The sequence below is a fragment of the Micromonospora sp. SL1-18 genome (assembly GCF_047921505.1).
In the GTDB taxonomy this organism is placed as follows: Bacteria; Actinomycetota; Actinomycetes; order Mycobacteriales; family Micromonosporaceae; genus Micromonospora.
Genome location: NZ_JBLROA010000046.1, coordinates 1 through 26,076, shown reverse-complemented (window position 1 = coordinate 26,076; position 26,076 = coordinate 1). Strand labels below are relative to the sequence as shown.

Sequence of the window (26,076 nt, the reverse complement as noted above, 5' to 3'; positions counted from 1 at the left end):
CTCCCTCAGATCGTCTGGGTGCTGGTCGGCGGCTGGGCCGGAGCACCCGAAGTGTCGGCCCGCTGGTCCAGCCACATCCGCTGCAACATGTGCCAGTCTTCCGGATGGCGGGCGATGCCTGCCGCCAGGCCGTCGGCGATCCGCTGGGTGAGCACGCGGACCCGGGCGTCCAGCGGACCGCTGTCCGGATCGGGCACCTCCACCGGCACCAGCGCGCCGCGAGCGAGGTCCGGCTCGTACCACATCGTGGTGACGTAGAGGGGCGCTCCGGTCCGGATCGCCAGCAGCGCCGGACCGGCGGGCATCCGGGTCCGGCCGCCGAAGAAGTCCACCTCCACGCCACGGACGGAGAGGTCCCGGTCGGCGAGCAGCGGCACCACCGCACCGCCCCGGAGCCGGTCGACCAGCACGTCGAACGCCGGTCGCTCGCCACCGTGGGTGGGCACGATCTCCATGCCCAGGGCCTGCCGGAAGGCGAGGAAACGCTCGTAGACGCCCTCCGGCTTGAGCCGCTCGGCGACCGTGGTGATCGGCCAGCCGGTGGCCGCCACCCAAGCGCCGGCGGCGTCCCAGTTGCCGCCGTGCGGCAGCGCGATCACCGCGCCCCGGCCGGATGCCACGTCGGCGGCGAGCATCTCCGCGCCGTCGAGGTGGAACCCGGCGAGGATCTCCTGGCGGCTCAGCGACGGCAGCCGGAACGCCTCCATCCAGTACCGGGCGTACGACCGCAGCCCGGCCCGGACCAGTTCGTCCAGCTCCGCCTCGGGCAGTTCCGGGCCGACCACCCGGCGCAGGTTGGCCCGGAGCCGGGCCGTACCCCGGCCACCCCTGCGGTGAGCGCGGTCGGCGCCCGCCCGGAAGGCCGCGGCGACCACCGGCCCGGGCAGCGCGCGGACCAGCCGCCAGCCGGCGACGTAGCCCAGCTCGGTGAGGTTCACTCCTGGCCGACCAGTTGCGCCTGCCGGTAAACGTGGACCATGCGCTGCCCGACCGTGAAGATCGAGACGGCGGCGAGCAGCCAGAGCGCGACCTGCAGGGCAAGCTCGACGCCGAGGCCGGTGAGCAGGCCACCCACCCCGACGATCAGCAGCCGCTCGGTGCGCTCGGCGATGCCCACGTTGCAGGTCATCCCGAGCCCCTCGGCCCGGGCCTTGACGTAGGAGACCAGGCCCCCGGCGGCCAGGCAGAGCAGCGCGGCGGCCACCCCCGCGTACTGGTGCTGGGTGGCCAGCCAGTACGCGACCGCGCCGAAGACCGCGCTGTCGGCGACCCGGTCCATGCTCGAGTCGAGGAAGGCCCCGAACCTGGTGGAGCCGCCGCTCATCCGGGCCATCGTGCCGTCGAGCAGGTCGGTGAGCGCGAAGACCGTGACGATCAGCGCGGCGGCGACCAGGTGGCCGCGGGCGCCGAGGCCGATCGCGCCGCCGAGTACGCCGAGAGTGCCGGTCACGGTGACCGCGTTGGGGGATACGCCCGCGCGGAGCAGAGCACGCGCGACCGGCTCCACGATGCGGGTCATGCCCGCCCGGGCCGTTACTTGGAAGATCTTCGCCATGGCGGTCCCACGATAACGGCCGGCCGTGGTCGGCGACACCGCCGGTCGTCCCGACCTGCCACGCGGGCTTGTGCCCGATCGGCTACGGGTGTGAGATCGAACGTGGGAGGTGAGCCACCTCACCCAACCACCCGTCCGAGAACCCGCCGTCCACAAGACCACCGGAGGATATCGCCGCGGTACCCGCCCGGGCCCGCTTCCCCGTCGCGCGCGGCGGTTGCCACCACCATCGGCTGAGGGAGGTGCGCCGCGATGGCGCAGAAAAATCAGGAGAAGGGTGTCACCGGCGGCGCGCCGGTGGTGACCGAGCCCGGCAGGGTTCGCAACGTGGTGCTGGTCGGGCACTCCGGGGCTGGCAAGACGACCCTGGTCGAGGCGTTGCTCGCGGCCAGCGGCACGATCAGCCGCGCCGGCATCGTCACCGAGGGCACCACGGTCTGCGACCACGACCCCGCCGCCGTACGCCAGCAGCGTTCGGTGAGCGTGTCCTGCGCCCCGCTGCTGCACCGGGACGTCAAGGTCAACCTCCTGGACACGCCGGGCTACGGCGACTTCGTCGGCGAGCTACGCGCCGGCCTGCGGGCCGCCGACGCGGCGCTGTTCGTGGTCTCCGCCGTCGACGGGATGGACGCGGCCACCGCCGCCCTCTGGGAGGAGTGCGCCGCGGTCGACATGCCGCGCGCGGTCGCGGTGGCCCGGCTGGACCACCCGCGCGCCGACTTCGACGAGGCGGTGGCGCTCTGCCAGCGCGTCTTCGGCGACAACGTGCTCCCGCTCCACCTGCCGATGCTCGGCGACGACGGCGTGTCCGTCGTCGGCCTGATGGGGCTGATCACCCGACGCGTCTTCGACTACTCGGACGGGCTGCCGGCCGCGGTCCGCGAGCCGGACCCCGAGCACCTGCCCGCCATCGTCGAGGCGCGCAACGAGCTCATCGAGGGGATCATCGCGGAGAGCGAGGACGAGTCCCTGATGGACCGCTACCTCGGCGGCGAGGAGATCGACACCGAGGTGCTCGTCACCGACCTGGAGAAGGCGGTGGCCCGGGGTCACTTCTACCCGGTGGTGCCGGTCTGCTCGGAGACCGGGGTCGGCCTGGACGTGCTGCTCGACGGCCTGGTGTCGGCGTTCCCCTCGCCGCTGGAACACGAGCTTCCGGCGGTCACCGGGGTGGACGGCTCGCCCCGGCCACCGCTGGTCTGCGATCCGGACGGTCCGCTGGTCGCGGAGGTGGTCAAGACGACGGTCGACCGGCACGTCGGGCGGGTGTCCCTGGTCCGGGTCTTCTCCGGCACCCTCCGCCCCGACCAGGTGATCCACGTGTCCGGGCACGGCATGGCCGAGCGGGGCCACCCCGACCACGACGCCGACGAGCGGGTCGGCCACCTCTACAGCCCGCTCGGCGCGGCGCTGCGCGAGGTACCCGCGGTGGTCGCCGGGGACCTCTGCGCGATCACCAAGTCGGGCAGCGCGGAGACCGGTGACACCATCTCCGCCAAGGAGGAGCCGCTGCTCATCGCCCCGTGGGAGATGCCGCAGCCGCTGCTGCCGGTGGCGATCGTGGCGAAGAGCCGAGCCGACGAGGACGCCCTCGCGCGCAACCTCGCCCGGCTGGTGACCGGCGACCCGACGCTGCGGCTGGAGCGCAACGCCGAAACCCACCAACTGGTGCTCTGGTGCATGGGCGAGGCGCACGCCGACGTCGTGCTCGAGCGGCTGCGCGCGGGCGGGGTGGAGCTGGAGACCGAGCCGGTCCGGGTGGCGCTGCGCGAGACGTTCACCGTCGGCGCGAAGGGCCACGGCCGGCACGTCAAGCAGTCCGGCGGCCACGGCCAGTACGCGGTCTGCGACATCGAGGTGGAGCCGCTGCCCCGCGGCGCGGGCTTCGAGTTCGTGGACAAGGTGGTCGGCGGCGCGGTGCCGCACAACTACATCCCGTCGGTGGAGAAGGGCGTCCGGACCCAGATGGAACGGGGCCTGGTCGCCGGCTGCCCGGTGGTGGACCTGCGGGTGACCCTCTTCGACGGCAAGGCGCACAGCGTCGACTCCTCCGACGCGGCGTTCCAGACCGCAGGTGCCCTCGCGCTGCGGGACGCCGCCGAGAAGGGCCAGCCGACGCTGCTGGAGCCCGTCGACGAGGTGGCCATCCGGGTGCCCGACTCGTCGGTGGGCGCGGTGATGGGCGATCTCTCCGGCCGGCGCGGGCGGGTGCTCGGCACCGAACCCGACCCGGACGCCGAGGGGTGCACCCTGGTCCGCGCCGAGGTGCCCGCCACCGAGTTGCTCCGGTACGCGATCGAGCTGCGCTCGATGACCGCCGGCACCGGTGCCTTCCGCCGCGAGTTCGCCCGCTACGAACCCATGCCCGCCCACCTGGCCGACCAGGCCCGCAAGGAACACACCGCCCGCTCCTGACCCGCCCGTTCCCCCCGTCCCGTTCCCCGGCGGCGTGGATCATGGAGTTGTGGTTCCCGGTCCACCCCACTTTCGGAGGGCCGAAACTCCATGACCGCCGCGGGCGGAAACGGGCGGGGCGTCAGCGGGGGACGGCGTAGGCCAGGGCGAGCGGGGTTGTCTGTCCCGGCCAGGTGCCGGTCAGGCAGGCGTCGGAGGAGGGCTGGCCGAGGGCCGGCCGACGGACGACGGCCAGCTCGACGTGGTCGGCCCGGATCAGCGTGGGGTCGCCGTCGACCACCTCCCGGGGCGCGCCGACAGCCGGCGGCTCGACCGCGCCGGCGTGGCCGCCGGTCACGGTCATGTTCCGCGGGCGGACCTCCCGCCGCCCGTCCACCTCGAAGTACTCCTCCGCCTGCCCGGCTCCGGCGAGCACGGCGGCGGCCAACACCGGCGGGTAGACCGGGTCGGCGCAGGCGTCGTACACCCAGCGCGGGCCCAGCACCGAGTGCTCGGTGGTGCCGACCAGCCACTGGTCGGCGCCGGCCAGCGGGGCGCCCCGGTAGGTGAGCGGCACCTGCAGGATCGGGCCGTCCCCGGCGCGGACGAGCAGGGTCTCGATCCCGACCTCGCCGGCCGGGTCGTCGAAGCGGTACGCCGCCACCCGGGTCACGTCGGCGCCCGCCGTCCCGGCGAACCAGGGACGAGTGGGCAACCAGGCGGTGAGCAGGTCGAGCTTGGAGGGGCGCAGTTCCGCGCGGTACAGCAGAGCCATGCGGAGGATCGTACTGTCGAAGGAGAGCGCGCCGGGGTTCGCCGATCTTGGCAAGAGACACTACCGCGGCCTGGAGGAACGGGTGGGCACAGCGGCGGACGGGATCGAGCGGACGACGGAGTTGCGACCAGCGCCCCGCTGGGTGGCGCCCACCTTCGGCGTGCTGGCGCTACTCACCCTGCCCTGGGTCTGTTACCTGGCGCTGACGCTGCCCCGACACGTGATGAGCGTGCACTACCGGGCCGCCTGGGTGGGCTTCGACCTGGGGCTGGTGGCCACGCTGGCGTTGACCGCGGTGCAGGCGTACCGGGGGCACCGTCAGGTGGGGCTGGCGGCCAGCGCCACCGCGACCATGCTGGTGGTGGACGCCTGGTTCGACGTCGTCACCACCCCCGTCGGGCCGGACCTGGCGCTGTCGGTGCTGCTGGCCGCCCTGGTCGAACTGCCGCTGGCCGCGGTCTGCGTCTGGATCGCCCGGCACGGCGACCGGATGGTCGAGCGGCGGCTGCGTCAGCTCGCCGTCCGGGCCGAACCCGCCACCGATCAGGCCGAGACGACCCGGCGGACCGCCACCAACAGGCGCCGCCGGCCGGCTCGCGTCCGCAACCGGCTGCGCTGAGCGCCCGCCGGTCGCGCCCACGCGCGCCCACCCGCCGCGCGGTCAGGCCGGCCAGGCCTTGGCGAGCAGGTCCCGGGTGTCGGCGAGCAGCTGCGGCAGCACCTTCGTCCGGCCGATGACCGGCATGAAGTTGGCGTCCCCGCCCCACCGTGGCACCACGTGCTGGTGCAGGTGGGCGGCGATGCCGGCGCCGGCCACGCCGCCCTGGTTCATGCCCAGGTTGAAGCCGTGCGCGTTGGAGACCTGGCGGACCACCCGCATGGCGTCCTGGGTGAACGCCGCCAGCTCGGCGGTCTCCGCTGCGTCCAGCCCGGTGTAGTCGGCGACGTGCCGGTACGGGCAGACCAGCAGGTGTCCCGGGTTGTACGGGTAGAGGTTGAGCACCGCGAAGACGTGCTCGCCCCGGGCGACGACCAGGCTCTCGTCCGGAGGCAGGTCGGGGGCCAGGCAGAACGGGCAGCCGGTGGGCTTCTCGTAGCCGCCCGCGGGCCGTTCCTCGCCTGAGACGTAGGTCATCCGATGCGGCGTCCAGAGCCGTTCCAGGCTGTCCGACAGGCCGTTGTCGGTGCCGCTGTCGAAGTGTCGTTCCGCCCCAGTCACACGCCGATCCTACGGTCGCGGCGCCGGGCGCCATCCGTCCGCACCGGCCGGGCGGGGGCCCGGTCGCCCGGAGATCCCCCGCCGGCCCGGGTCGGTCAGCTCTGCGCCGAGGGCCCCGAGTTGGTCCGCGATCCGACCACGTCGAGCACGTGGGCGACCGCCTCGACCATCGGCACGCCGTTGCGCTGCGACCCGTCGCGGTAGCGGAAGGACACCGTGCCGGCTGCCACGTCGTCGTCGCCGGCGATCACCATGAACGGGATCTTCTGCTGCTGGGCGTTGCGGATCTTCTTCTGCATCCGGTCGTCGCCCGCGTCGACCTCGGCCCGGATCCCCTCGGCCCGCAGCGTCGTGACGAAGTCCTGGAGGTAGTCGGTGTGCTCCTCGCGGATCGGGATGCCCACCACCTGCACCGGGGCGAGCCACGCCGGGAACGCCCCGGCGTAGTGCTCCGTGAGCACGCCGATGAAGCGCTCGATCGACCCGAACTTGGCGCAGTGGATCATCACCGGCTGCTGTCGGGTTCCATCGGCCGCCTGGTACTCCAGCCCGAAGCCCTTCGGCTGGTTGAAGTCGTACTGGATCGTCGACAACTGCCAGGTCCGGCCGATGGCGTCCTTCGCCTGCACCGAGATCTTCGGGCCGTAGAACGCCGCGCCGCCCGGGTCGGGCACCAGGTCGAGCCCGGTCTCCCGCGCGCACTGCTCCAGCACCGCGGTCGCGGTCGCCCAGTCCTCGTCCGAGCCGACGAACTTGTCCGGCCGGGACTCGTCGCGGGTCGACAGCTCCAGGTAGAAGTCGTCGATGCCGAAGTCCCGCAGCAGGCTGAGCACGAAGCCGAGCAGGTGCTTGATCTCGGCCGGCGCCTGCTCCCGCGTGCAGTACGAATGCGAGTCGTCCTGGGTCAGGCCGCGCACCCGGGTCAACCCGTGGACCACGCCGGACTTCTCGTAGCGGTAGACCGACCCGAACTCGAAGAGCCGCATCGGCAGCTCACGGTAGGAGCGCCCGCGCGACCGGTAGATCAGGTTGTGCATCGGGCAGTTCATCGCCTTGAGGTAGTAGTCCGCGCCCTCGAGCTCCATGGGCGGGTACATCCCGTCGGCGTAGTACGGCAGGTGACCTGAGGTGTGGAAGAGGCCTTCCTTCGAGATGTGCGGGGTCCCGACGTACTGGAAGCCCTCCTCGATGTGCCGGGTGCGGACGTAGTCCTCCATCACCCGCTTGAGCACACCCCCCTTGGGGTGGAAGACCACGAGGCCCGAGCCGATCTCGTCGGGGAAGCTGAACAGGTCCAGGTCCGCACCGAGCTTGCGGTGGTCGCGCCGGGCGGCCTCCTCCAGCAGCTTCAGGTACGCCTTCAGCTCGTCCCGGGTCGGCCACGCGGTCCCGTACACCCGCTGCAGCTGCGGGTTCTTCTCCGACCCCCGCCAGTACGCGGCGGCCGAGCGCATCAGCTTGAACGCGCCGATCAGCCGGGTGCTCGGCAGGTGCGGACCGCGGCACAGGTCCGACCAGCAGACCTTGTCCTCGTTCGCGGCGAGGTTGTCGTAGATGGTCAGCTCGCCGCCGCCCACCTCCATCACCTCGGAGGAGTCCAGCCCCTCCCCCTTGACCTCGATCAGCTCCAGCTTGAACGGCTCGGCGGCCAGCTCGCCCCGCGCCTCGTCCAGGCTGCTGAACCGCCGCCGGCGGAACCGCTGGCCGGACTTGACGATCTCCTGCATCCGCTTCTCGAGCTTCGCCAGGTCGTCCGGCTGGAACGGCTTGTCGACCTGGAAGTCGTAGTAGAAGCCGTTCTCGATCGGCGGGCCGATGCCGAGCTTCGCCTCGGGGAAGATGTCCTGCACGGCCTGGGCCAGTACGTGCGCGGTGGAGTGGCGCAGCACGTTCAGTCCGTCCGGCGAGTCGAGGGCGACCGGCTCGACCGTGGTCTCCTCGGCCGGCTTCCAGTCCAGGTCGCGCAGCACGCCCTGCGGGTCGCGGACCACCACGACTGCCTTCGGGCCGCTGGTGGGCAGCCCGGCCGCGGCCACCGCGTCGGCCGCCGTCGTCCCGGCGGCGACGACGACGGGGTCGGCCACGACGGGGGTACGGGGTGCGGACACGGTGACTCCTGTCGTCGATGGGAATCGGATCTGCCGGTTACCGGCCCCTGCGATGCTATCGGCCCCCTTTTCCGCACCGTCATCGACGCCGCGCTGTCCCGAAACGCACCCCGCCTGCCGCGGAGGCATATCGCAGAGTGCGGGTGGGCTTCGCCGAGCAGGGAGAGTCCACGCCGGCTTGTCCTGTAGCACCTCGTAGCACACAGGGTTAGACTGTCGTCGTGGCTGAGCACGCTCCTCGGGAGATCACGCAGCGCGAGCTGCGCAACGACTCTGGCAGCATCATGCGCGGCGTAGAGCGCGGAGAGTCGTTCACGATCACTCGCAACGGCACCCCGATCGGTCGGCTGATCCCGATCCGGCGGCGCACCTTTGTTCCCCGAGCCGAGGTCATGGCGGCCTTCGCGACAGCGCCCGTGCTCGACGAGGCCAGGTTCCGTCGGGACCTCGACGCAGCGATCGGACAGGACCTTCTCGACCGTGAGTGGTGAACTCCCCCTTCGCGGCCTGATCGACACCAATATCGTCATCCACCTCGCCGGCCTGAATTCGGCAGAGCTACCCGACGAGATGGTGATCAGCGCCGTCACGCTCGCGGAACTGTCCGCCGGGCCCCACCACACCGACGACGCTCGGGAAAGAGCGCGCCGGATGAGCGTGCTTCAACACGTCGAAGCGACCTTCGAGCCGCTGCCGTTCGACGCCGAGGCAGCACGAGCATTCGGCCTGATCTCCGCCGCCGTGCTGGCGGCCGGGCGCGGCACCCGCCGCAGGATCGCCGACCTCATGATCGCTTCGGTGGCCCACACGAACGGCCTGCCGCTCTACACCACCAACCCTGCCGACTTTGAGGGGCTGAACGGCCTCGTCACGGTACGCGCGGTGAACCGCCCGGCATAGCCCCCGGTACCGCAGCGTATCGCTCTCAGGATGACTGCCGCCCATCCGGCAGTTTCTCGGCGACGAACACGCCGACGCCGCGTACTCCCTCTACCCGGCCCTGCATCTGCTCTCCCCGGTCGGCACCGATGCGAAGCGGGACGGCTTCCGTCCACTCGTACATCCGATGATCGCGATGGAACCGCAACAGGTCGACATGGTCGAGCACGACCGGAACGGGCTCGGTTTGGACGTTGTTGAGCGCCTCGGCTATTGGTCCCACGTCCTGCCTCGCGTTCGAGTACGCGATGCTGACGTGTGGCCGGTACGCGGCGGCATCTCGGGGAAGTTGCTCGACTCGATCGTCGCCCAGCACTTCAGCGATGACCCCGTGTACGACGGAGCGCAGGGCTCTGATGGGCTCGGGCGGGTCGGCCGGCAGATAGACCGCTTCGGGTCGGACAATCGGCCGGTGGAATGCCACCACCGATGGAGTCAGCGTGACAAGGCGATCACGGAGTCTGTCCGTCAACTCGACGACCTGGCTGTCCCCAATTTCGTCCACGAAGCCGATCCCCTGCATGGTCAGGTGAAGCCAACCAGGCGGGATCAGGTCGAGCGTCGAGAGGCCGCGGAGGCTGGCCTGGTACCCCTCGACCAGCCGAACCAGTGAGGCATGGCGCACCATGCTGAAGTGACAGGCGTAGAAGTGCCGGCCCGACCGCCACCCAGGACGCCACCACCAGTGATCACGCATCCGGTGGACGTGCTCGCCCCTGTTCATCCCACCCCCCGGCCAGGCATCCGAGAGTTGCTCTCAGGATGGGTCCCGCCTATCCGGCAGTTGCTCGGCAACGAACACGCCGACGACCGTGCACGCCCTCCACCCAGCCCTGCGTCTGCAGGACGAGAATCGCCTGTCGCACGACGGTTTGCGATACACGGTGCTCTTCCTTGAGCTGCGCGGTCGACGGCAACTTCTCCCCCGGCACGAGCTCACCCGACTCGATCCACTCACGGAGGTGGTCGGCAAGCTGCGCCCACTTGGCTTTGGCAGGCATGAGGGGCACCCTCCGTACGCGGAAGCGGGCAGATTAGGTCTGCTCGCTTGGCGCTTCCTTGACGAAGACGCCGAGACCATGCACACCTTCGACCAATCCCTCGGTCTTCAGCACGATCATGGCGTGGTTGACCACCCCTGCCGACACACGGTGCTGGCTGCAGAGCTGTGCGGTGGACGGCAACTTGTCGCCTGGGGCGAGTTCTCCGGACGCGATCTGCTCACGGATAAGGTCCGCGAGCTGCGCCCACTTGGGCTTGGCGGGCATCTGCTCTCCCTGGTCTGCACCGCCATTTGATCACGCCTTGCTTCTACCGACAAGTAAGAGGTACTCGGTGGTTGACCTATGAGCAGTACTAAGTATAAGTTCGTGCCGACCCGCTCACCTGGTCTGCAAACCGCGAGCTGGTCACCCCGTAGGAACACCCGGCCGGCCACTCCCCCGGTAGTCGGCCGGGTGCCACCCCCTGCCCGCCACAGGTCATGGCGGGCTCGTGAGCAGGCCCGGGGCGGGTGCCGGGCTCCGGCAGATCATGCGCGCGCACGGCCGACCCCGCCCGTCTCGGCGCCGCACCCAGACCAGAGAGGTGGAACAGCGTGCAGGCAGTGGTCGACCAATCAGTGGATGCGATGGAGAAGGTGCTCGGCGAGCTGCCGATGCCGTGGGTCGTCACGGCGGAGGACGTCCGGCGCGCTATCCGGGCGGTGCTGATGCACGCACCCGAGGAGTGGCCCGCCGGCCCGCTGTGCCGCAGCGACCGGACCCCGTACCCCTGTCTGCTGCACCGGTGGGGACGGCGGGTGCTGCGGTCGCGCGGCCTGCCCGACGACGTGATCGACGAGCTGACGACCCGCGGCGATGCGCTGGTCCGCGTACCCGATGGGGCGTGTTGAGGATGTGGCCGCGACGCGACGCGGCACCGGTGCCGCTCGCACCCCGGCACCGGCGGACCTGGCGGCGCGGACGGCGCTGGTGCTCGTGCGGCCTGCGCTGGACCGCCTGCCCGGACCGGCACGCGCCGGTCCCCACCGAGCCGCCCACGCCGCCGCCGAACAGCCGGTGGTGGAACGAGGCGACCCGGGCGAACCCGCAGGTCGGGCGGGTCGGTCGACTGACCCCGGCGCAGACCTGGCGGGCCAACGGCGGCCGGTGGTGAGCGGAGCGCACACGCCGATCCGGCCGCTCTGGCTCTGCCGGGCCTGCGCCGCCCCCTGGCCCTGCGCCAACGCCCGGCTCACCCTGCTCCGCGAGTACGCCGACGACCGGGTGGCGCTGCTGGTCTACCTCGGCGGGATGCTGCACGACGCGGCCAGCGAGCTGCACACCCTGCACCTGGACGACGGGCCGGCGCCGGGGCAACTCTTCACCCGCTTCTTCGGCTGGGCGCGACCCGGCGGGCGGATCTTGCGGAGGGTGGAGACGGGACGGTCAGGCGGGGAGCCAGTCGGGTAGGGGCTCACGAGCGGCCAGCCAGCCGTCGGGCACCCCGCCCGGCGTGCCGACGCCGGTGTACGCGGCCACCACTCCGCCGGCGATGGCCGCCGTGGTGTCCACGTCCCCGCCCACCTCGACGCAGACACGGATCGCGGCCGGGTAGTCGTCGAGGTGGGTGGCGGCCACCCAGAGGGTGAACGGGACGGTGTCCTGCGCGGTCACCCGCGAGCCGTTGCCGAGCGCGTCGGCGGCCACCCCTGCGGAGTGGCCGAGCAGCGCGGCGGCCCGGCGTACGCCCCGGTGCAGCTCGCCGGCCGGATCCAGGGCGCCGGCCACCGCGCCGAGCAGCCGGGCCGGTTCGGGCCGGTCCCCGTCCAGCCGGGCCCGGGCGGCGAGCGAGGCGGCCACCGCCACCGCGACCGCCCCGGCGATCCCCTCCGAGTGGGCGTGGGTCACCTCGGCCGAGGCGCGGGCCTGGTCGGCGGCACGCCGGGTCGAGTCGGCGTACCAGGCGCCGAGCGGGGCGACCCGCATGGCGGCGCCGTTGCCGCAGGAGCCCTGCCCGTCGAACGCGGACGCGGCGGCCACCGGCCACGGCGTGCCGGCGCGGATCAACCGCAGGATGGTCACCGCGCCCGGGCCGTAGCCGCGGTACGGCTCGCAGCGCTCGGCGAAGGCGAGCGCCAGCGCGTCCCGGTCGATCCGTCCCGCCTCGCCCAGCGTGGCCACCACGGAACAGGCCATCTCGGTGTCGTCGGTCCACGACCACGGCGGGGCCGGCAGCCGGCCGGCGGCGAGGTCGCCCGGGTGCCGGCCGGGGACGAAGAACTGGGAACCGAGGGCGTCACCGACCGACAGCCCGGCGAGGCTGTCGCGGGCGAGCGTGAGACGGGTGTCGGGGAAGAGGGTGAACGCCATCGTCGTCCCAGCTTGCCCGGTTCATCGGACTGCCGCAACGCGATCAACTTGCCACGCCGAGTACGGTCTTGACGTGGCAACCGTCCTCCTGGTCGAAGACGATCACGTCGTACGCGGTGCGATGCTGCGGGCCCTCACCGACCGGGGCCACGCCGTGCATGCCGTCGGCACGGCGCTGGACGCGTTGCGCCGGGTCGCCGCCGAGACCCCCGACCTGGTCGTGCTCGACCTCGGCCTGCCTGATCTGGACGGCTCGGACGCGCTGCGGATGCTGCGCGGGATCACCGACGTGCCGATCATCATCGCCACCGCGCGTGACGACGAGCAGTCCGTGGTACGGCTGCTGCGGGCAGGCGCCGACGACTACATGGTCAAGCCCTTCACCGGGGCCCATCTCGACGCCCGGATCACCACCGTGCTGCGCCGGGCGGGCCGGGCCAGCCGCACCGCGCAGCCGGCGGTGCACACCGTCAGCGGGTTGCGGGTTGACGTGGGCGAACGCAGTGCGGTGCTGGACGGGCAGTCGCTGGCGCTGACCCGCAAGGAATTCGACCTGCTGGCGTATCTCGCCGCGCGTCCCGGCCGGGTAGTGTCCCGGCGGGAACTCTTGGAGGAGGTATGGCGGCAGCCGTCGGTCGGCGAGGACCAGACAATCGACGTTCACCTATATTGGCTGCGCCGCAAAATGGGCGAGTCCGCGGCGAAACCGCGCTACCTGCGCACCGTGCGGGGGGTCGGCTTCCGGCTGGTGGCGCCGGACTGAGGACCACGCTGGCCTGGCTCACGGCCGGCATGTGCAGCCTCGTCGCGCTCGCCTTCCTCATCCCGCTCGGGCTCACGCTCGGCGCCGAGTCGCGGCAAGGGCAGATGGCCGAGGCGGCCCGGCGCAGCGCGCTGGTCACCGGCGCGCTCGCGGCCAGCACCGACCCGGTGGTCGTACGGCGCGCGGTCGCGGCCAGCGACGACGACCCGGAGCTGCGGCCGGTCGTACACGGCCTCGGCGGTGACGAGTCCGGTGGCCGCGCCGACACCGCGGCGCTGGCCCGCGCCGGTGCCGAACGGCGCCCGCTGGTCACCGACGTGCCCGGCGGGGTGCTCCGGCTGGACCCGGTGGTGCTCGGCGACAAGGTCGCCGTGGTGGAGGTGTTCGTTCCCGACCGGTTGCTCGACGAGGGCTCCGGCCGGCGCTGGCTGCTGCTGTTCGCGGTGGCGGCGGCGCTGGTGGGGGCCACGGTGATTGTGGTCGACCGGATCGCCGCGCGCGCGGTGGCCCCCACCGGCGAGCTGGTCAAGGCGGCCCTCGCCGTCGGCGACGGCGACCTCGGCGTACGGGTCGAGCCGGCCGGACCGCGGGAGCTGGCCGAGGCCGGGCACGCGTTCAACCGGATGGTGGAGCGGCTGGTCGCGCTCCGCGCCGACGAGCGGGAACTCGTCGCGGACCTGTCCCACCGGCTGCGCACCCCGCTGACCGCGCTGCGGCTGGACGCCGAGGCGCTGGAATCCGACGACACCAGCATCGGAACGTTCAGCGCGGCGGAACTGGACCGCCGGCGCGGCATCCGGCGGATCCGTCAGGCCATCGCCACGCTGGAGGGCGAGGTCGACCAGTTGATCAAGACGACCCGCAAGGCGGTCAGCCAGGAGACCGGCCCGGCCACCTGCGACGCCAGCGAGGTGGTCCGGGAGCGAATGGTCTTCTGGTCGGCCCTCGCGGGGGACCAGAACCGGCCGCACCGGGTGGTCGGGGCGCAGCTGCGTATCCCGGTCCCGGTGCCCCGGGCCGAGCTGGCCGCCGCGCTCGACGCGGTGATGGGCAACGTCTTCCGCTACACCCCGCAGGGCACCGCCTTCGAGGTGGCGGTCAACCGGCGGGACGGCTGGGTGGCGATCCGCATCGACGACGCCGGCCCGGGCATCGCCAACCCGGACCGGGCGCTCCGCCGGGGCGCCAGCGACCAGGGCTCCACCGGGCTCGGGCTGGACATCGCCCGGCGGGTCGCGCTGCAGGCGAACGGTTCGGTCAGCATCGACCGGGCCCGGCTCGGCGGGGCCAGCGTGGTGATGCTGCTGACCGACCCGGAGGCGACGCCCCGGCAGGTCAACCGGTTCGGACTGGTCGGCCGCAGGGCGCGGGACGCCCGGGAGCAGAAGACCCGCCGCCTGCCCCGCCCGCGCTGACCGTCGCCCCGGCCGGTGGCTGTTGCCCGGTGCAAGTCTTCCTTAGATCCGGATTAACGACGGCCGAGGCACCCCCGTCGGGTGCCAGGATTCAGACCGAACCCATCAGTTCCGTCAGCCGGAACGCCCCGGTAACACCCTCGGCTGACGGAGCCGTGCGCGCGGCGGGAGTTTCGGTCCCCCCACAACCTCGCTCCCGCCGCGCGCCACTCCCCCCGTTCGAGCCGCATCCGGGCCGCATTCGGCGGCCGGTGCGGGTCCGCCCCGGTCAGCGGGCCGCAGTCGCCAGATACGCGTCGATCTCGCCGCTGATCCGGACCTTCTCCGCCGGCTCCAGGAACGAGGCGGTGACCGCGGCGCGGGCCAGCGCGGCGATCCCGTCCGGACCGAGACCCAGCAGCCGGGCGGCGACGCCGTACTCGTCGTTCAGGGTGGTGCCGAACATCGGCGGGTCGTCGGAGTTGATGGTGACCAGCAGCCCGGCCTCGACCAGCTGCGGCAGCGGGTGCTCGTCGAGGGTCGCCACCGCCCGGGTCCGGACGTTGGAGGTGGGGCAGACCTCCAGCGCGATCTGCCGCTCGGCCAGGAAGGTGAGCAGTTCCGGATCGAGCGCGGCGGAGACGCCGTGGCCGATCCGCTCCGCGCCCAGCTCGCGCAGCGCGTCCCAGATCGTCTCCGGGCCGGTGGTCTCGCCGGCGTGCGGCACCGAGCGCAGCCCGGCCGCCCGGGCCTGGTCGAAGTAGGGCTTGAACTGCGGTCGCGGCACCCCGATCTCCGGGCCGCCGAGGCCGAAACTGATCAGCCCGTCCGGCCGCTCCTGCAGCGCGATCCGCAGGGTCTCCTCGGCGGCCGGCAGCCCGGCCTCGCCGGGAATGTCGAAGCACCAGCGCAGCGCGATGCCGAAGTCCACCTCGGCCCGCTTGCGGGCGTCCTCGATCGCCTCGCAGAACGCCGGCGCCGGGATCCCCCGGTGCACGTGCGAGTACGGCGTCACCGTCAGCTCGGCGTACCGGACCTGCTGGCGGGCCAGCTCCCGGGCCACCTCGTGGGTGAGGATCCAGACGTCCTCCTGGTCGCGGATCAGGTCCACGACGCTGAGGTAGACCTCGATGAAGTGGGCGAAGTCACGAAACGCGAAGTAGTCGGCGAGCTGCCCCGGGTCGGCCGGGACGGGGCTGTGCCCCTCGTGCCGGGCGGCCAGCTCGGCGACGATCCGGGGCGAGGCGGAGCCCACGTGGTGCACGTGCAGCTCCGCCTTGGGCAGTCCGGCGATGAAGGCGGACAGGTCGGTCACATCGTCTCCTCTGCGCGGGCGCCGGTGCGGGCCACCGCGAAGATCCGGCGGAACGGGAAGTACACCTGACCCTGCCGCACCGGGTACGCCTGCGCGAGCCGGGCCCCCAGCTCCGCACGGAAGTCGGCCCAGCCGGCGGGATCCAGCGCGGCCCGGACCGGGCGCAGCGCCGTCCCCTCCATCCAGGACAACACCGGGTGGTCCGCGCCGGCGGCCGGGAGCAGGTGCACGTAGGTAGTCTCCCAGGCGTCGACCGCGCAGCCGGCACCGACCAGCAGCGCGGCGTAGTCGACCGGGTCGTCGACGGGCGCCTCGCGTAGCAGCGGGGCGAGCGTGTCCCGCCACCGGTCGCGCCCGGCCACCTCGCGCAGTGCGCGGTGCGACGGGGCGGCGAAATTGCCGGGGACCTGGCAGGCCAGCCACGCGCCGGCCGGCAGCGCGGCGGCCCAGCGGGTGAGCAGCTCCTGGTGGCCGGGCACCCACTGGAGCACCGCGTTGCAGACCACCACGTCCACGTCCGGCTCCGGCCGCCAGGAGCGTACGTCGCCGACGGCGAAGGCGGCCGGGACGTCCAGCGCTCTCGCCTTCGCGACCATCTCCGGGGACGAGTCGAGCCCGCTCAGCCGGGCCCGCGGCCACCGTTCGGCCAGGGTGGCGGTGAGCGTGCCGGGGCCGCAGCCGAGGTCCACCACGGCCCGCGGGCGCTCGGCCGGGACCCGGGCGACCAGGTCGTGGAAGGGCCGGGAGCGCTCGTCGCCATAGCGCAGGTAGGTGGTCGGGTCCCACATGACAGCCTCCAAACCGTACGTACGTCTTGCTAGACGGTACGGCCCGACGGGTGCGCCGGCAAGCGGATCACTAGGCTGCCGGGATGGAACAGCGCAGCTTCGACCGGCTCGGCCGGCACGTGGGCGTCGTCGGACTCGGCGCCTGGCAGCTCGGCGCCGACTGGGGTGAGGTCAGCGAGAGCACGGCGATGGACGTGCTCGCCGCCGCCGTCGACGCCGGCGTCACCTTCCTGGACACCGCCGACGTGTACGGCGACGGCCGCAGCGAGCGGCTGATCGGCCGGTTCCTGCGCGAGTACCCCGGGCACGGGCTGACCGTGGCCACCAAGATGGGCCGGCGGGTGCCGCAGACGCCGGAGGCGTACACCCTGGACAACTTCCGCGCCTGGACGGACCGCTCCCGGGCCACCCTCGACGTGGACACCCTCGACCTGGTGCAGTTGCACTGCCCGCCGACCGCGGTCTTCGCCGACGACCGGGTCTTCGACGCCCTGGACACCCTGGTCGCCGAGCGGCGGATCGCCGGGTACGGGGTCAGCGTCGAGACCTGCGACCAGGCGCTCACCGCCATCGCCCGCCCCGGCGTGGCCAGCGTGCAGATCATCCTCAACGCGGTCCGGCTCAAGCCGCTCGAGCGGGTGCTGCCCGCGGCGTCGGCGGCCGGGGTGGGCATCATCGCCCGGGTGCCGCTGGCCAGCGGCCTGCTCTCCGGCCGGTACGACGAGCACACCGCGTTCCCGGCGAACGACCACCGCAACTTCAACCGGCACGGGGAGTCCTTCGACGTCGGCGAGACGTTCTCCGGAGTCGACTACGACCTCGGCCTGGCCGCCGTACGCCGGCTCGCGCCGCTGGTCGCCGGCGGCCGGACGATGGCGCAGTTCGCGCTCCGCTGGATCCTCGACCAGCCCGGCGTCACCGTGGTCATCCCCGGCGCGCGCGACGCCGACCAGGCACGGCGCAACGCGGAGGCGGCCGACCTGCCGCCGCTGACCGAGGCGGAGCTGACCGCCGTCCGCCAGACGTACGACGAGCTGATCCGGCCGCAGGTGCACGACCGGTGGTGACCCGCGCGGGCGGGTGGAGTCGGCGCGGCGCCGCCACCGGCCGACCGCGGGGGGCATGCTGGAGGGGGTGCCCGTCGGCGGAGGTGAAGCGATGAGGGGCTGGTTCCGGCTCACCCTGGGGCTGTTGGCCGTCGTGCTGGGCGCGCTCTGGACCGTGCAGGGGCTGGGCTACGCGAGCGGAAGCCTGATGACCGGGCAGCGGATCTGGGCGGCCGTCGGCCCGGTCGTCGTCCTGATCGGACTCGTCATGCTCTATTACGGCCTGAGGGCCCGAGGCCGGCGTGGCTGACGCCGGGAGATGCCCAGGAACGCGAAAGCCCCGCCTCCCGGAACGGGACGCGGGGCTGCGCGGAATCCGGCGTGTGCCGGCACCGTGCTCAGATGGGGCGGACCTGCTCGGCCTGCGGACCCTTCTGACCCTGGGCGATCTCGAACTCCACCCGCTGGTTCTCCTCCAGCGTGCGGTAGCCGCTGGTCTGGATGGCCGAGAAGTGGACGAACACGTCAGCACCCCCGCCATCGACGGTGATGAAGCCGAAGCCCTTGTCAGCGTTGAACCACTTCACGGTTCCCTGCGCCATGTGTATCTCCTTCTAAAACTGGCGGCCGAGCACGCCGTGCGGCCGATTGGCCGTTTTCGAGCAGCGGTGCCTGAGGCGGCCCCCAACGAAGGAGACTTCTCTCAACCCACGCGTCTCTCAACAGCGTGAGACAGCAAACCACGTACGCAAAAACTCTGCACAGCCTACCGGACGAAATTCTCCGACATGTGACCTGACGGTCGCGACGGGTCCACTGCCCGGGCCGGGCGGGCCATGCGAAAGGCCCCTTCCCTCATCGGGAAGAGGCCGCCTCGCGGGCGGTTCAGTCGGGCCAGTGCCCGGTGAGTTTGCGTACGCTGATCGCCCCGCCCCGGTCCACGGCGGCCCGGACGACCGCGAAGATCGCGCCCTGCAACGCCGCGGCGGCCAGGATCTCGGCCCAACGCCGGTTCTCGTCGGTGGCGCTGGGCGCCTCCCCGTCGCCGGCGGCAAGCCGCCAGACCTGCCGGAAGACGACCCCGGCGAACGCACCGGCGGCCAGGCCGAGCAGCACCCCGACCGGCTTGTACGCGGTCCTGCCGATCTTGTTGCTCACCGGTGCCTCCCACGGACGATCAGCAGCACCACCGCGGCCGCCACCGCGCCGACCGCGACGACCGCCCACGGCATCGGGCCGCGCCTGACCGCCGTACCCTGCGCCCGCGCGAGCCGGGCCTTCCCGGCCGCCTGCTCCCGGGCGAGCCGGGCCTTCCCGGTCGCCTGCCCGCGCACCCGGGCCATGGTCTGGGCGGCGTGCTCGAGCATCCGCCCCTTCGCCTGCTCGGCGGACTCCCGCAGCCGGGCCTTGACGTCGGCCCGGGCGGCCAGCAGCTCCATCGTCTCACCCAGCTCGACCCGGGTCCGGCGGATCTCCTCGCGGAGCGCCTCCACGTTCCCGGTCCCGTTGCCGGTCATCCCCGCCTCCCGTCCTTCACCGCGGCGGCTACGGTGTCGACGTCAGCCCGAACGCTGCGGACCGTCGCCTCCGGCAGCGGCCTGCCGGCACGGCTGACCTGCTGCCTGCCGGCCAGCGCGAGGATCCCGGCGAGCAGGAAGAGCGCCACCGACACGATCAGCGCGGCCGCCCACGCCGGCAGCACCAGCGCCAGCGCCAGGATCACCGTGGCGACCATCGCGCCGGCACCGAAGAAAGCCATCACCCCGCCGCCGCCGAACAGACCGATTCCGATCCCCGCGTGTTTGCTCTTACGGGTCAGTTCCGCCCGGGCCAGCGCCAGCTCGTCCCGCACCAGCCGGGAGACCTGCTCGGTGGCCCGCTGCACCAGTTCGGCGGTGGACGCGTCGCTCCCGGTCCGGGACGTGCTGCGACTCGCGACATCAGCCATGCTGTCCTCCTTTCCTCATCCCCGCGCGATATGACCGGATTCACCGCCCGCCAATCCCGCGGGAAGCGGTCGGCCCGGCCGCGCGCCGGACACCCGGCCGCCGGAGACGGACCGGAACCGGGGCGTGCCCAGCACGCAGGTCCCCCGAAACCGGCGGAACAAACGCACCCGGCGCGAATGCCCCGCGACCCGGCGAGGACGAGGGGGGTGACCGGGGTCAGCGGCGCGGCTCGGCCGCCTGGTCGTCCCGGCCACCGAAGACCTCGCTACGGGCCTCGCCATCGTCGCTGCCGCCGAAGACCTCGCTACGGGCCTCGCCGTCGTCGCTGCCACCGAAGACCCGTGCGTCGTCGGGCACCTCGGTGTCGGGTCGCCGGCGGGCCGGACGGCGAGGCTGCACCACCTGCCACGGCAGCGGGCCCGAGGCGTCGCCCACCTCGGCGCGCATCCGGGGCAGCGCGGTTGGCCGCTGGTCGCGTACCCAGGCCACCAGGTGCTCGCGGACCAGGCAGCGCAGGTCCCAGAGGCTGCCCGCGTCGGCGGCGCTGACCACGGCCCGCGCCTTGATCATGCCGCCGGTCGCGTCGGTCACCTGCAGCACGCAGACCCGGCCGTCCCACAGCTCGGTGCTCTCGCACAGCCGGCGCAGCTCCTCCCGCATCGCCTGCACCGGGACCGCCCAGTCCAGGTCGAACTCGGCGGTACCGAGGACCGCCGCCTCGGTGCGGGTCCAGTTCTGGAACGGGGTGCTGGTGAAATACGAGGTGGGCAGGATCAGCCGCCGGTCGTCCCAGAGCTGCACCACCACGTAGCTGAGGGTCAGCTCCTCGATCCGGCCCCACTCCCCCTCGACCACGACCACGTCGTCGAGGCGTACCGCGTCGCTGAAGGCCAGCTGGAGGCCGGCGAAGACGTTGCCCAGCAGGCTCTGCGCGGCGAGGGCGGCGACCACACCGACCACGCCGGCGCTGGTCAGCACGCCGGCACCGATGCCGCGTACGGCGGGGAACGTCATCAGCAGCACGCCGACGGCGAGCATCACGATCACCGCGATGGTCAGTCGGCGCAGCAGCACCACCTGGGTACGCACCCGGCGGGCATGCCGGTTGTTCGGCACGTCCACCCGGAACCGGGCCAACGCGGTGTCCTCCACCACCACCAGCAGCGCGGCGAGCAGCCAGGCGGCCGCGACGATCACCGCCAGCACCAGGCCGTGCAGGGCGGCCTGCCGCCAGACGCTGCCGATCGCGTACAGGGTGGTGAACCGGACGGCGAACTGCACGGCGAGCACGGTCGCGGCCACCTGGATCGGGCGGTGCGTGTGCTCGGTGAGTTCGGTCAACAGCTGCGAGCGCCGGCCGAGTCGTCGGCTCGCCCGGTACCCCACCTCCACCAGCAGCAGGGCGACCGCCGCCGCGGCCAGCGCGGCGACGGCCGTACCCAGGTAGCTCTGCACAGGTTCGCTCTCCCTCCGGCCCGGCGGATCGAACGTGGGCCCGATGCTGCCCGGCCCATGTCGGTCAGGATCAGACGCGGCGGTGCCGCCACAATCTCCCGCCGCGAGGACTTCCAAACGTCGGCCGACGGGCTGGACCATGGGCCTGCGGAACAGCGGCGGCGCGGTCCGGGCCAGCGTGTACCACTACACCAGCGTCGAAGAGGTGGACCGGCTGCTGGGCGAACTTGACCGGATGGCCGGCGCCGGGGAGACAATGGCCCGGTGAGCTACCTGGTCGAGGACGCCCCCGCCAAGCGCCGCTTCGAGATCCTGGTCGACGACGCGCTGGCCGGATTCACCGCGTACCAGCTGCACGACGCGGTGCTGGTCTTGACGCACACCGAGGTGGACGAGCGCTACCGGGGCATGGGCGTGGGCCAGGCGCTGGTCCGGGGCACCCTGGACCAGCTCCGCGAGCGCGGCGACCGCCTGGTGCCGAAGTGCCCCTTCGTGGCCGCGTTCATCCGACGCCACCCCGAGTACGCCGACCTGGTGGTCGCCGAGTCGTGAGCCGCCGCCGGGCCGGCCGGACCGCGGATCAGCGCGTGCCGGTGAGGAGTTCGGCGGCGGCGTAACCGGCCGCCCGGGTGGCGCCGTGGGTGGCCAGGTGGACCGCGCCGGTGACCAGCTCGGGGACGCCCAACTCGACCACCACGGCGTCCGGGCGGGCCGCGAGCGCGCGGGCCACCGCGTCCCGCATCCAGTCGTGCCGGTGCAGGTCCCGTACCACGAGCACGAGGGGACGGCCGGCCGCCCCGACGGCCGGGTCGGCGGCGGAGTCGCTCTCGGCGTACCGGGCGGTGGTGGTGCCGGGGACGAGTTCGGCCAGCGGGGCGGCGATCCCCCACGGGGTTTCCGCGCCGATCGCGATGTTGCGTGGCGGGACGAACTCCACCACGTGCGCCGGCCCGGTCAGCGGCAGCCGCCCGGCCCGGCCGGTGATCACCCGCACCGCCCGGCGGGCGGCGGCCAGCCCGATCGCCGAGCCGTCGCCACCGCGGCGGGTCGCCGGCCGGCCGGCCCGGGCGGCGATGCTCCAGGCGGCGAACTGACCGACCCGCTTCGCCGCCTCGGCCAGTCGCTCCTCCGGCAGTTGGCCGGCGACCACCGCCGCGACGATGGCGTCGCGCAGCTGCACCGCGTCCGCCTCGGTGGCCCGCTCCCCGCCCACGCAGATGGCGTCCGCCCCGGCCGCGAGGGCGCGGACTGCCGCCCCGGCGAAGCCGTACCGGTCGGTGACCGCCCGCATCTCCACCGCGTCGGTCACCACCGCGCCCTCGAAGCCCAGCTCGTCACGGAGCAGGCCGCCGAGGATGCGCGGGCTGAGCGTGGCCGGCAGCCGCGGGTCGAGCGCCGGCACCAGCAGGTGCCCGGTCATCACCGCCTGCGCCCCGGCAGCCACCGCGGCCCGGAACGGGGCCAGCTCGACCGCGTCCAGCCGGGCCCGGTCGCCGTCGATGCGGGGCAGGTCGTGGTGGGAGTCGACGTGGGTGTCGCCGTGGCCGGGGAAGTGCTTGGCGCAGGCGGCCACCCCGCCGGCCTGGAGTCCGCGTACCCAGGCGGCGGTGTGCCGGGCCACCAGGGCCGGGTCGGCGCCGAACGAGCGGACCCCGATGACCGGATTGGCCGGGTTGGAGTTGACGTCGGCGTCCGGGGCGTAGTCGAGGGTGACGCCCAGGGCGGCCAGCTCGACGCCCAGGTCGCGGGCGACCTCCTCGGTCAGGCCTTCGTCGTCGACGGCGCCCAGGGCGAAGTTGCCGGGCCGCGAGCTGCCCCGGGCGCACTCGATCCGGGTGACGTCGCCGGCCTCCTCGTCGATCGCGACGATCACGTCGGGCCGCTCGGCCCGCAGCGCCGCGGTGAGCGCGGCGACCTGGTCGTGGTCGACGATGTTGCGGGCGAAGAGGACCACCGAGCCGAGCCCCTCGCCGAGCCACCGGCGCACCCAGGACGGCGGGGTGGTACCGACGAACCCGGGTTGCAGGACGGCCGCGGCGAGGGCCGCCAGCTCTCCGGTCGCTCCCACAGTCCGCTCGCTCATGCGCTGTCGTACCCCCGTCTTTTCCTCACGGCCCGGCTGCCTGAGGCGGTGCTTGCCCATGTTCACACCACGCCCAGTAATAGTCAACAATCCTTACTGTTAGCGGCTGGCGTACCGGGACGGGCCGTGCCAGAGTGCGAGCATGTCCCCCACGCTGCTCGCCGACGCCACCTCCGCCGCGGACATCCCCGGCGTACGCCTGCTCGGCCTGGTGGTCGGCGGCCTGTTCCTGCTGATCGCGATCCGCGCGATGTTCCGCCGCTGATCGCGGGCCGCGCGGCGTTCGGGCCGGCACCTTCCCGGGTACGGCTGTCGTCCGGGTGGGCGCCCGACCACGGACGCGGCGAGGGGGAACGATGAAGATCGGGTACTTTCTGTCCAGCGAGGAGTACGGCCCGGCGGAGCTGCTGGCGCAGGCGCGCGGTGCCGAGCGGGCCGGCTTCGCCGCGCTGTGGATCTCCGACCACTACCACCCCTGGAACGACGCCCAGGGGCAGAGCGCCTTCGTGTGGTCCACGATCGGCGCGCTGAGCCAGGTCTGCTCCCTGCCGGTGACCACGGCGGTCACCTGCCCCACGGTGCGCCTCCACCCGGCGCTGGTCGCCCAGGCCGCGGCCACCAGCGCGGTCCTGCACTCCGGTCGGTTCGTCCTCGGCGTCGGCACCGGCGAGGCGCTCAACGAACACATCCTCGGTGGCCCCTGGCCGCCGCTCGACGTCCGGCTGGAGATGCTGGCGGAGGCGGTGGAGGTGATGCGCAAGCTGTGGCGGGGTCATTTCGTCAACCACCACGGGCAGCACTACACCGTCCAGCAGGCCCGGATCTACACCCTCCCGGACACACCCCCGCCGATCTACGTCTCCGGCTTCGGCGCGAAGTCCATCGACCTGGCGGCCCGGATCGGCGACGGCTACATCAGCACCAGACCCGACCCGGAGATGGTCCACCGGTTCCGGGACAACGGCGGCGACGACAAGCCGTGCCAGGCCGCCTTCAAGGCGGCGTACGCCGACAGCGAGGACGAGGGCATGCGGCTCGCGTACGAGAAGTGGCCGAACGAGGGCCTGCCGGGCGAACTGTCCCAGGTGCTGGCGTCGCCGCGTCACTTCGAGCAGGCCTCGCAACTCGTGCGGCCGGAGATGATGAAGGAGGCGTTCGTCTGCGGCAACAACCCGGACGCCCACCTGGAGATGATCGACAAGTACGCCAAGGCCGGCTTCGACGAACTCTACGTGACCAACACCGGCCCCAACTGGCAGGGCCTGTTCGACCTCTATCAGCGCGAGGTGCTGCCGCGGCTGCGTTGAGCCCGGGCGGCTCAGCCGTCCCCGGGTTCGGCGACGCCGTGCAGCAGGGTGGCGACCAGGGCCTCCACCAGCTCCGGCGACGGCTCCGGCGGTCCGGACGGGTCGATCAGCCGACCGAGGACCAGGTCGTGGCAGACGCCGACGACCAGCGTGGCGACCGCCTCGGGGCTGGCCGACGCGGCTACCCGGCCGAGCCGCCGCTCCTCGCGGACGTAACCGGCGAGTTCCGTCCGCAGGTCGTGGCCGCCGCCGAGCGGGGCTGGCAGTTCACCGAGGCGGGCCAGCAGCTTCGGCTGGGTGGTCAGCCCGGCGAAGGCGGGCAGGATGGCCGCGTGCAACGCCAGCGCCCGACGCAGGTACGCCCTGAGGTTCGCCTCGACGGTCCCCTCTCCCGGCCGCGGCGGCGTCCCCTCCTGCTCCGCCTCGACCGCGCGGGCGTGCGCGTGCAGCGCGTACGCCAGCAGTTCTTCCTTGTCGACGAAGTGGTTGTAGAGCACCCCGTCGGCGACCTTCGCCTCCCGGGCGATGTCCCGGACGGTCAGCCCGGCGGTGCCGCGCCGGGCGACGAGACGGCCGGCGGCGGCGATCAGGTGCTCCCGCAGGCTCTGCTCGCCGCCCCGCAGCGCGGCCGCTCGTCTCGGTGCCATGACCCCGCATCGTAGGCCGGGCGGTCAGCCGGGACGCCGGGCGGTGACCAGCCACGCCGCGCCGCGCAGCCGTACGCCGTCGGGCCCCTCGTACGGGCGCATGGCCTCGACAAGCGCGGCCCGGACTCCCTCGGTGACCGCCGGGTCGAGGGGGTCGAGCTGGTGCTGGATCGGCGCCCAGCCCGCGAGGAAGGCGCCCGCGTCCGCCGCGTCCCGCCCCCAGGTCCCCGCCGCCTGCCGGGCGACGCAGGCCACGTCGACGAATCCGGCGTCGGCGAGCACGCCCCGGACGACGGCCGGGTCGGCGAAGGAGAGCGGCTCACCGACGGCGGTGCCGTCGGTGACGGTCGGCGGCAGGTGCACGGCGAGCGAGGCGAGGACCGCGCCGAGGTCGCCCCGGCGGACGTCGTCGAGGCTGACGAAGGCGAGCCGCCCGCCCGGGCTCAGCGCCCGGCCGACGTTGGCGAACGCGGCGACCGGATCGCCGAAGAACATCACGCCGAACCGGCTGAGGGCGACATCGAACCCGCCGGGCGGGAAGGGATGGACCTGGGCGTCGCCCCGGACGAACTCGACGTTGCCCACGCCCTCCTCGGCCGCCGACGCCCGGGCCCGGTCCAGCATCGGCGCGGAGAGGTCGACGCCGACGGCGTGACCGGTGCCGGACCGCCGGGCGGCGAGGCGGGTGAGCTGACCGTTGCCGCAGCCGAGGTCGAGCACCCGGTCGCCGGGCCGGACCGTGGCGAGCAGCAGCTCGTTGAAGCCGCTGTTGATGGCGTCGTAGCGGGCGTGGTGCGTGGCCCAGTGCCGCCCCTCGGAGCCGTTCCAGGCCTGTTCCTGGTTCCCGTTCGCTCTCGTCTCCACCCCGGACCTCCTTATGAACGATAGTTCATGAACGTCCATTCATAATGGATCGCACGAGGGGTTGGCAACAGATTCGGGTTTTATGGGTAAGCATAGTCGGACATTTGCATGTACTGTGGGGG

Annotated in this window: 33 protein-coding genes and 1 pseudogene; 15 read left to right on the top strand and 19 right to left on the bottom strand. The window is 72.9% G+C overall.

The genetic code is table 11. From position 1 onward, the window contains the following. Positions 1-5 precede the first annotated feature (5 nt). Positions 6-938: a phosphatidylinositol mannoside acyltransferase gene (locus ACNAW0_RS20985; RefSeq protein ID WP_416289642.1), complete on the bottom strand. Its 933-nt coding sequence runs from the start codon at positions 936-938 to the stop codon at positions 6-8. Beyond that, complete coding sequence (pgsA, locus tag ACNAW0_RS20980; RefSeq protein WP_416289641.1) at positions 935-1,555, bottom strand: phosphatidylinositol phosphate synthase; 621 nt, start codon at positions 1,553-1,555, stop codon at positions 935-937. Before pgsA ends, ACNAW0_RS20985 begins: the two co-directional genes overlap by 4 nt. Before the next feature lie 252 nt (positions 1,556-1,807). Here pgsA and ACNAW0_RS20975 point away from each other — a divergent pair, with 252 nt between their 5' ends. Beyond that, positions 1,808-3,970, top strand: a complete 2,163-nt coding sequence (locus ACNAW0_RS20975; RefSeq protein WP_416289640.1) for an elongation factor G-like protein EF-G2 — start codon at positions 1,808-1,810, stop codon at positions 3,968-3,970. Between the two features lie 121 nt (positions 3,971-4,091). Here ACNAW0_RS20975 and ACNAW0_RS20970 read toward each other — a convergent pair whose 3' ends face one another. After that, complete coding sequence (locus tag ACNAW0_RS20970; protein WP_416289639.1) at positions 4,092-4,724, bottom strand: CG0192-related protein; 633 nt, start codon at positions 4,722-4,724, stop codon at positions 4,092-4,094. Here ACNAW0_RS20970 and ACNAW0_RS20965 point away from each other — a divergent pair. After that, positions 4,723-5,343, top strand: coding sequence for a hypothetical protein (locus tag ACNAW0_RS20965; protein WP_416289638.1), 621 nt, complete (start codon positions 4,723-4,725; stop codon positions 5,341-5,343). The genes ACNAW0_RS20970 and ACNAW0_RS20965 overlap by 2 nt on opposite strands. A gap of 42 nt (positions 5,344-5,385) precedes the next feature. On the opposite strand, the gene ACNAW0_RS20960 is transcribed toward ACNAW0_RS20965, so the two are convergent. Both ACNAW0_RS20960 and thrS read right to left on the bottom strand, forming a co-directional pair. Beyond that, positions 5,386-5,943, bottom strand: a complete 558-nt coding sequence (locus ACNAW0_RS20960; protein ID WP_416289637.1) for an HIT family protein — start codon at positions 5,941-5,943, stop codon at positions 5,386-5,388. A 95-nt stretch (positions 5,944-6,038) separates the two neighbouring features. After that, positions 6,039-8,051: a threonine--tRNA ligase gene (thrS, locus tag ACNAW0_RS20955; protein WP_416289636.1), complete on the bottom strand. Its 2,013-nt coding sequence runs from the start codon at positions 8,049-8,051 to the stop codon at positions 6,039-6,041. A gap of 221 nt (positions 8,052-8,272) precedes the next feature. On the opposite strand from thrS, the gene ACNAW0_RS20950 reads away from it, so the two are divergent. Continuing rightward, positions 8,273-8,542 carry a type II toxin-antitoxin system Phd/YefM family antitoxin gene (locus tag ACNAW0_RS20950; protein WP_416289635.1) on the top strand — a complete coding sequence of 90 codons (270 nt, stop codon included), beginning with the start codon at positions 8,273-8,275 and terminating at the stop codon, positions 8,540-8,542. Next, a complete protein-coding gene (locus ACNAW0_RS20945; RefSeq protein ID WP_416289634.1) occupies positions 8,532-8,951 on the top strand; it encodes a type II toxin-antitoxin system VapC family toxin in 420 nt (139 codons plus the stop codon). Before ACNAW0_RS20950 ends, ACNAW0_RS20945 begins: the two co-directional genes overlap by 11 nt. A gap of 25 nt (positions 8,952-8,976) precedes the next feature. Here ACNAW0_RS20945 and ACNAW0_RS20940 read toward each other — a convergent pair whose 3' ends face one another. The 3 genes from ACNAW0_RS20940 to ACNAW0_RS20930 form a co-directional block, all read right to left on the bottom strand. Then, entirely contained in the window at positions 8,977-9,618 is a 642-nt protein-coding gene (locus ACNAW0_RS20940) for a 2'-5' RNA ligase family protein (protein ID WP_416289633.1), read from the bottom strand. Between the two features lie 145 nt (positions 9,619-9,763). Then, positions 9,764-9,991, bottom strand: coding sequence for a winged helix-turn-helix domain-containing protein (locus tag ACNAW0_RS20935; protein ID WP_416289632.1), 228 nt, complete (start codon positions 9,989-9,991; stop codon positions 9,764-9,766). 33 nt (positions 9,992-10,024) lie between these two features. Next, complete coding sequence (locus ACNAW0_RS20930) at positions 10,025-10,258, bottom strand: winged helix-turn-helix domain-containing protein (protein ID WP_416289631.1); 234 nt, start codon at positions 10,256-10,258, stop codon at positions 10,025-10,027. A gap of 329 nt (positions 10,259-10,587) precedes the next feature. Between ACNAW0_RS20930 and ACNAW0_RS20925 the strand changes: the two genes are divergently transcribed. Genes ACNAW0_RS20925 through ACNAW0_RS20915 form a run of 3 tightly spaced genes read left to right on the top strand, consistent with a single transcriptional unit; the run spans position 10,588 to position 11,443 of the window. After that, complete coding sequence (locus ACNAW0_RS20925) at positions 10,588-10,884, top strand: hypothetical protein (RefSeq protein ID WP_416289630.1); 297 nt, start codon at positions 10,588-10,590, stop codon at positions 10,882-10,884. Positions 10,885-10,886: 2 nt separating this feature from the next. Then, positions 10,887-11,147, top strand: coding sequence for a hypothetical protein (locus ACNAW0_RS20920; protein WP_416289665.1), 261 nt, complete (start codon positions 10,887-10,889; stop codon positions 11,145-11,147). Beyond that, positions 11,144-11,443: a hypothetical protein gene (locus ACNAW0_RS20915; RefSeq protein WP_416289629.1), complete on the top strand. Its 300-nt coding sequence runs from the start codon at positions 11,144-11,146 to the stop codon at positions 11,441-11,443. The genes ACNAW0_RS20920 and ACNAW0_RS20915 overlap by 4 nt, the downstream gene beginning before the upstream one ends. On the opposite strand, the gene ACNAW0_RS20910 is transcribed toward ACNAW0_RS20915, so the two are convergent. Next, on the bottom strand, positions 11,420-12,343 hold the full coding sequence (locus ACNAW0_RS20910; protein ID WP_416289628.1) for an ADP-ribosylglycohydrolase family protein: 924 nt from the start codon (positions 12,341-12,343) through the stop codon (positions 11,420-11,422). The genes ACNAW0_RS20915 and ACNAW0_RS20910 overlap by 24 nt on opposite strands. Positions 12,344-12,416: 73 nt before the next feature. Between ACNAW0_RS20910 and ACNAW0_RS20905 the strand changes: the two genes are divergently transcribed. Both ACNAW0_RS20905 and ACNAW0_RS20900 read left to right on the top strand, forming a co-directional pair. Further along, the gene (locus tag ACNAW0_RS20905; RefSeq protein WP_416289627.1) at positions 12,417-13,106 is read left to right on the top strand and encodes a response regulator transcription factor; all 690 of its coding nucleotides are present in this window, start codon (positions 12,417-12,419) and stop codon (positions 13,104-13,106) included. A gap of 29 nt (positions 13,107-13,135) precedes the next feature. Beyond that, on the top strand, positions 13,136-14,521 hold the full coding sequence (locus ACNAW0_RS20900; RefSeq protein WP_416289626.1) for a HAMP domain-containing protein: 1,386 nt from the start codon (positions 13,136-13,138) through the stop codon (positions 14,519-14,521). Positions 14,522-14,789: 268 nt separating this feature from the next. Here the strand turns inward: ACNAW0_RS20900 and ACNAW0_RS20895 are convergent, their stop codons facing one another. Beyond that, on the bottom strand, positions 14,790-15,815 hold the full coding sequence (locus tag ACNAW0_RS20895) for an adenosine deaminase (protein ID WP_416289625.1): 1,026 nt from the start codon (positions 15,813-15,815) through the stop codon (positions 14,790-14,792). After that, positions 15,812-16,603, bottom strand: coding sequence for a trans-aconitate 2-methyltransferase (locus ACNAW0_RS20890; RefSeq protein WP_416289624.1), 792 nt, complete (start codon positions 16,601-16,603; stop codon positions 15,812-15,814). Before ACNAW0_RS20890 ends, ACNAW0_RS20895 begins: the two co-directional genes overlap by 4 nt. 83 nt (positions 16,604-16,686) lie before the next feature. Between ACNAW0_RS20890 and ACNAW0_RS20885 the strand changes: the two genes are divergently transcribed. Together ACNAW0_RS20885 and ACNAW0_RS20880 are read left to right on the top strand one after the other, a co-directional pair. Next, positions 16,687-17,670, top strand: a complete 984-nt coding sequence (locus ACNAW0_RS20885; protein ID WP_416289623.1) for an aldo/keto reductase — start codon at positions 16,687-16,689, stop codon at positions 17,668-17,670. 91 nt (positions 17,671-17,761) lie between these two features. After that, the gene (locus ACNAW0_RS20880) at positions 17,762-17,959 is read left to right on the top strand and encodes a hypothetical protein (RefSeq protein WP_416289622.1); all 198 of its coding nucleotides are present in this window, start codon (positions 17,762-17,764) and stop codon (positions 17,957-17,959) included. 88 nt (positions 17,960-18,047) lie between these two features. Here ACNAW0_RS20880 and ACNAW0_RS20875 read toward each other — a convergent pair whose 3' ends face one another. From ACNAW0_RS20875 to ACNAW0_RS20855, 5 genes are all read right to left on the bottom strand, one after another. Further along, positions 18,048-18,251 (bottom strand): cold-shock protein, encoded by a 204-nt coding sequence (locus ACNAW0_RS20875; RefSeq protein WP_007075740.1) that lies wholly within the window; start codon positions 18,249-18,251, stop codon positions 18,048-18,050. Positions 18,252-18,534: 283 nt separating this feature from the next. After that, complete coding sequence (locus ACNAW0_RS20870) at positions 18,535-18,795, bottom strand: DUF4235 domain-containing protein (protein WP_416289664.1); 261 nt, start codon at positions 18,793-18,795, stop codon at positions 18,535-18,537. An 8-nt stretch (positions 18,796-18,803) separates the two neighbouring features. Further along, a complete protein-coding gene (locus tag ACNAW0_RS20865) occupies positions 18,804-19,166 on the bottom strand; it encodes a DUF3618 domain-containing protein (RefSeq protein WP_416289621.1) in 363 nt (120 codons plus the stop codon). Next, the gene (locus ACNAW0_RS20860) at positions 19,163-19,597 is read right to left on the bottom strand and encodes a phage holin family protein (RefSeq protein WP_416289620.1); all 435 of its coding nucleotides are present in this window, start codon (positions 19,595-19,597) and stop codon (positions 19,163-19,165) included. Before ACNAW0_RS20860 ends, ACNAW0_RS20865 begins: the two co-directional genes overlap by 4 nt. Before the next feature lie 217 nt (positions 19,598-19,814). After that, on the bottom strand, positions 19,815-21,053 hold the full coding sequence (locus tag ACNAW0_RS20855) for a mechanosensitive ion channel family protein (protein ID WP_416289619.1): 1,239 nt from the start codon (positions 21,051-21,053) through the stop codon (positions 19,815-19,817). Between the two features lie 136 nt (positions 21,054-21,189). On the opposite strand from ACNAW0_RS20855, the pseudogene ACNAW0_RS20850 reads away from it, so the two are divergent. Both ACNAW0_RS20850 and ACNAW0_RS20845 read left to right on the top strand, forming a co-directional pair. After that, positions 21,190-21,321, top strand: a pseudogene (locus tag ACNAW0_RS20850) (cysteine desulfurase-like protein); the annotation flags it as partial. Next, complete coding sequence (locus tag ACNAW0_RS20845; protein WP_416289618.1) at positions 21,318-21,605, top strand: GNAT family N-acetyltransferase; 288 nt, start codon at positions 21,318-21,320, stop codon at positions 21,603-21,605. The pseudogene ACNAW0_RS20850 and the gene ACNAW0_RS20845, both read left to right, overlap by 4 nt. A 28-nt stretch (positions 21,606-21,633) precedes the next feature. Here the strand turns inward: ACNAW0_RS20845 and ACNAW0_RS20840 are convergent, their stop codons facing one another. Further along, positions 21,634-23,136: a glycoside hydrolase family 3 protein gene (locus ACNAW0_RS20840; protein WP_416289617.1), complete on the bottom strand. Its 1,503-nt coding sequence runs from the start codon at positions 23,134-23,136 to the stop codon at positions 21,634-21,636. Between the two features lie 142 nt (positions 23,137-23,278). On the opposite strand from ACNAW0_RS20840, the gene ACNAW0_RS20835 reads away from it, so the two are divergent. Both ACNAW0_RS20835 and ACNAW0_RS20830 read left to right on the top strand, forming a co-directional pair. After that, positions 23,279-23,401: a hypothetical protein gene (locus ACNAW0_RS20835; RefSeq protein WP_402857452.1), complete on the top strand. Its 123-nt coding sequence runs from the start codon at positions 23,279-23,281 to the stop codon at positions 23,399-23,401. A gap of 91 nt (positions 23,402-23,492) precedes the next feature. Beyond that, a complete protein-coding gene (locus ACNAW0_RS20830; RefSeq protein ID WP_416289616.1) occupies positions 23,493-24,443 on the top strand; it encodes a TIGR03557 family F420-dependent LLM class oxidoreductase in 951 nt (316 codons plus the stop codon). A gap of 11 nt (positions 24,444-24,454) precedes the next feature. Here ACNAW0_RS20830 and ACNAW0_RS20825 read toward each other — a convergent pair whose 3' ends face one another. Further along, positions 24,455-25,090 (bottom strand): TetR/AcrR family transcriptional regulator, encoded by a 636-nt coding sequence (locus ACNAW0_RS20825; RefSeq protein WP_416289615.1) that lies wholly within the window; start codon positions 25,088-25,090, stop codon positions 24,455-24,457. A gap of 24 nt (positions 25,091-25,114) precedes the next feature. Then, positions 25,115-25,954 carry a class I SAM-dependent methyltransferase gene (locus ACNAW0_RS20820; RefSeq protein ID WP_416289614.1) on the bottom strand — a complete coding sequence of 280 codons (840 nt, stop codon included), beginning with the start codon at positions 25,952-25,954 and terminating at the stop codon, positions 25,115-25,117. Positions 25,955-26,076: the final 122 nt, after the last annotated feature.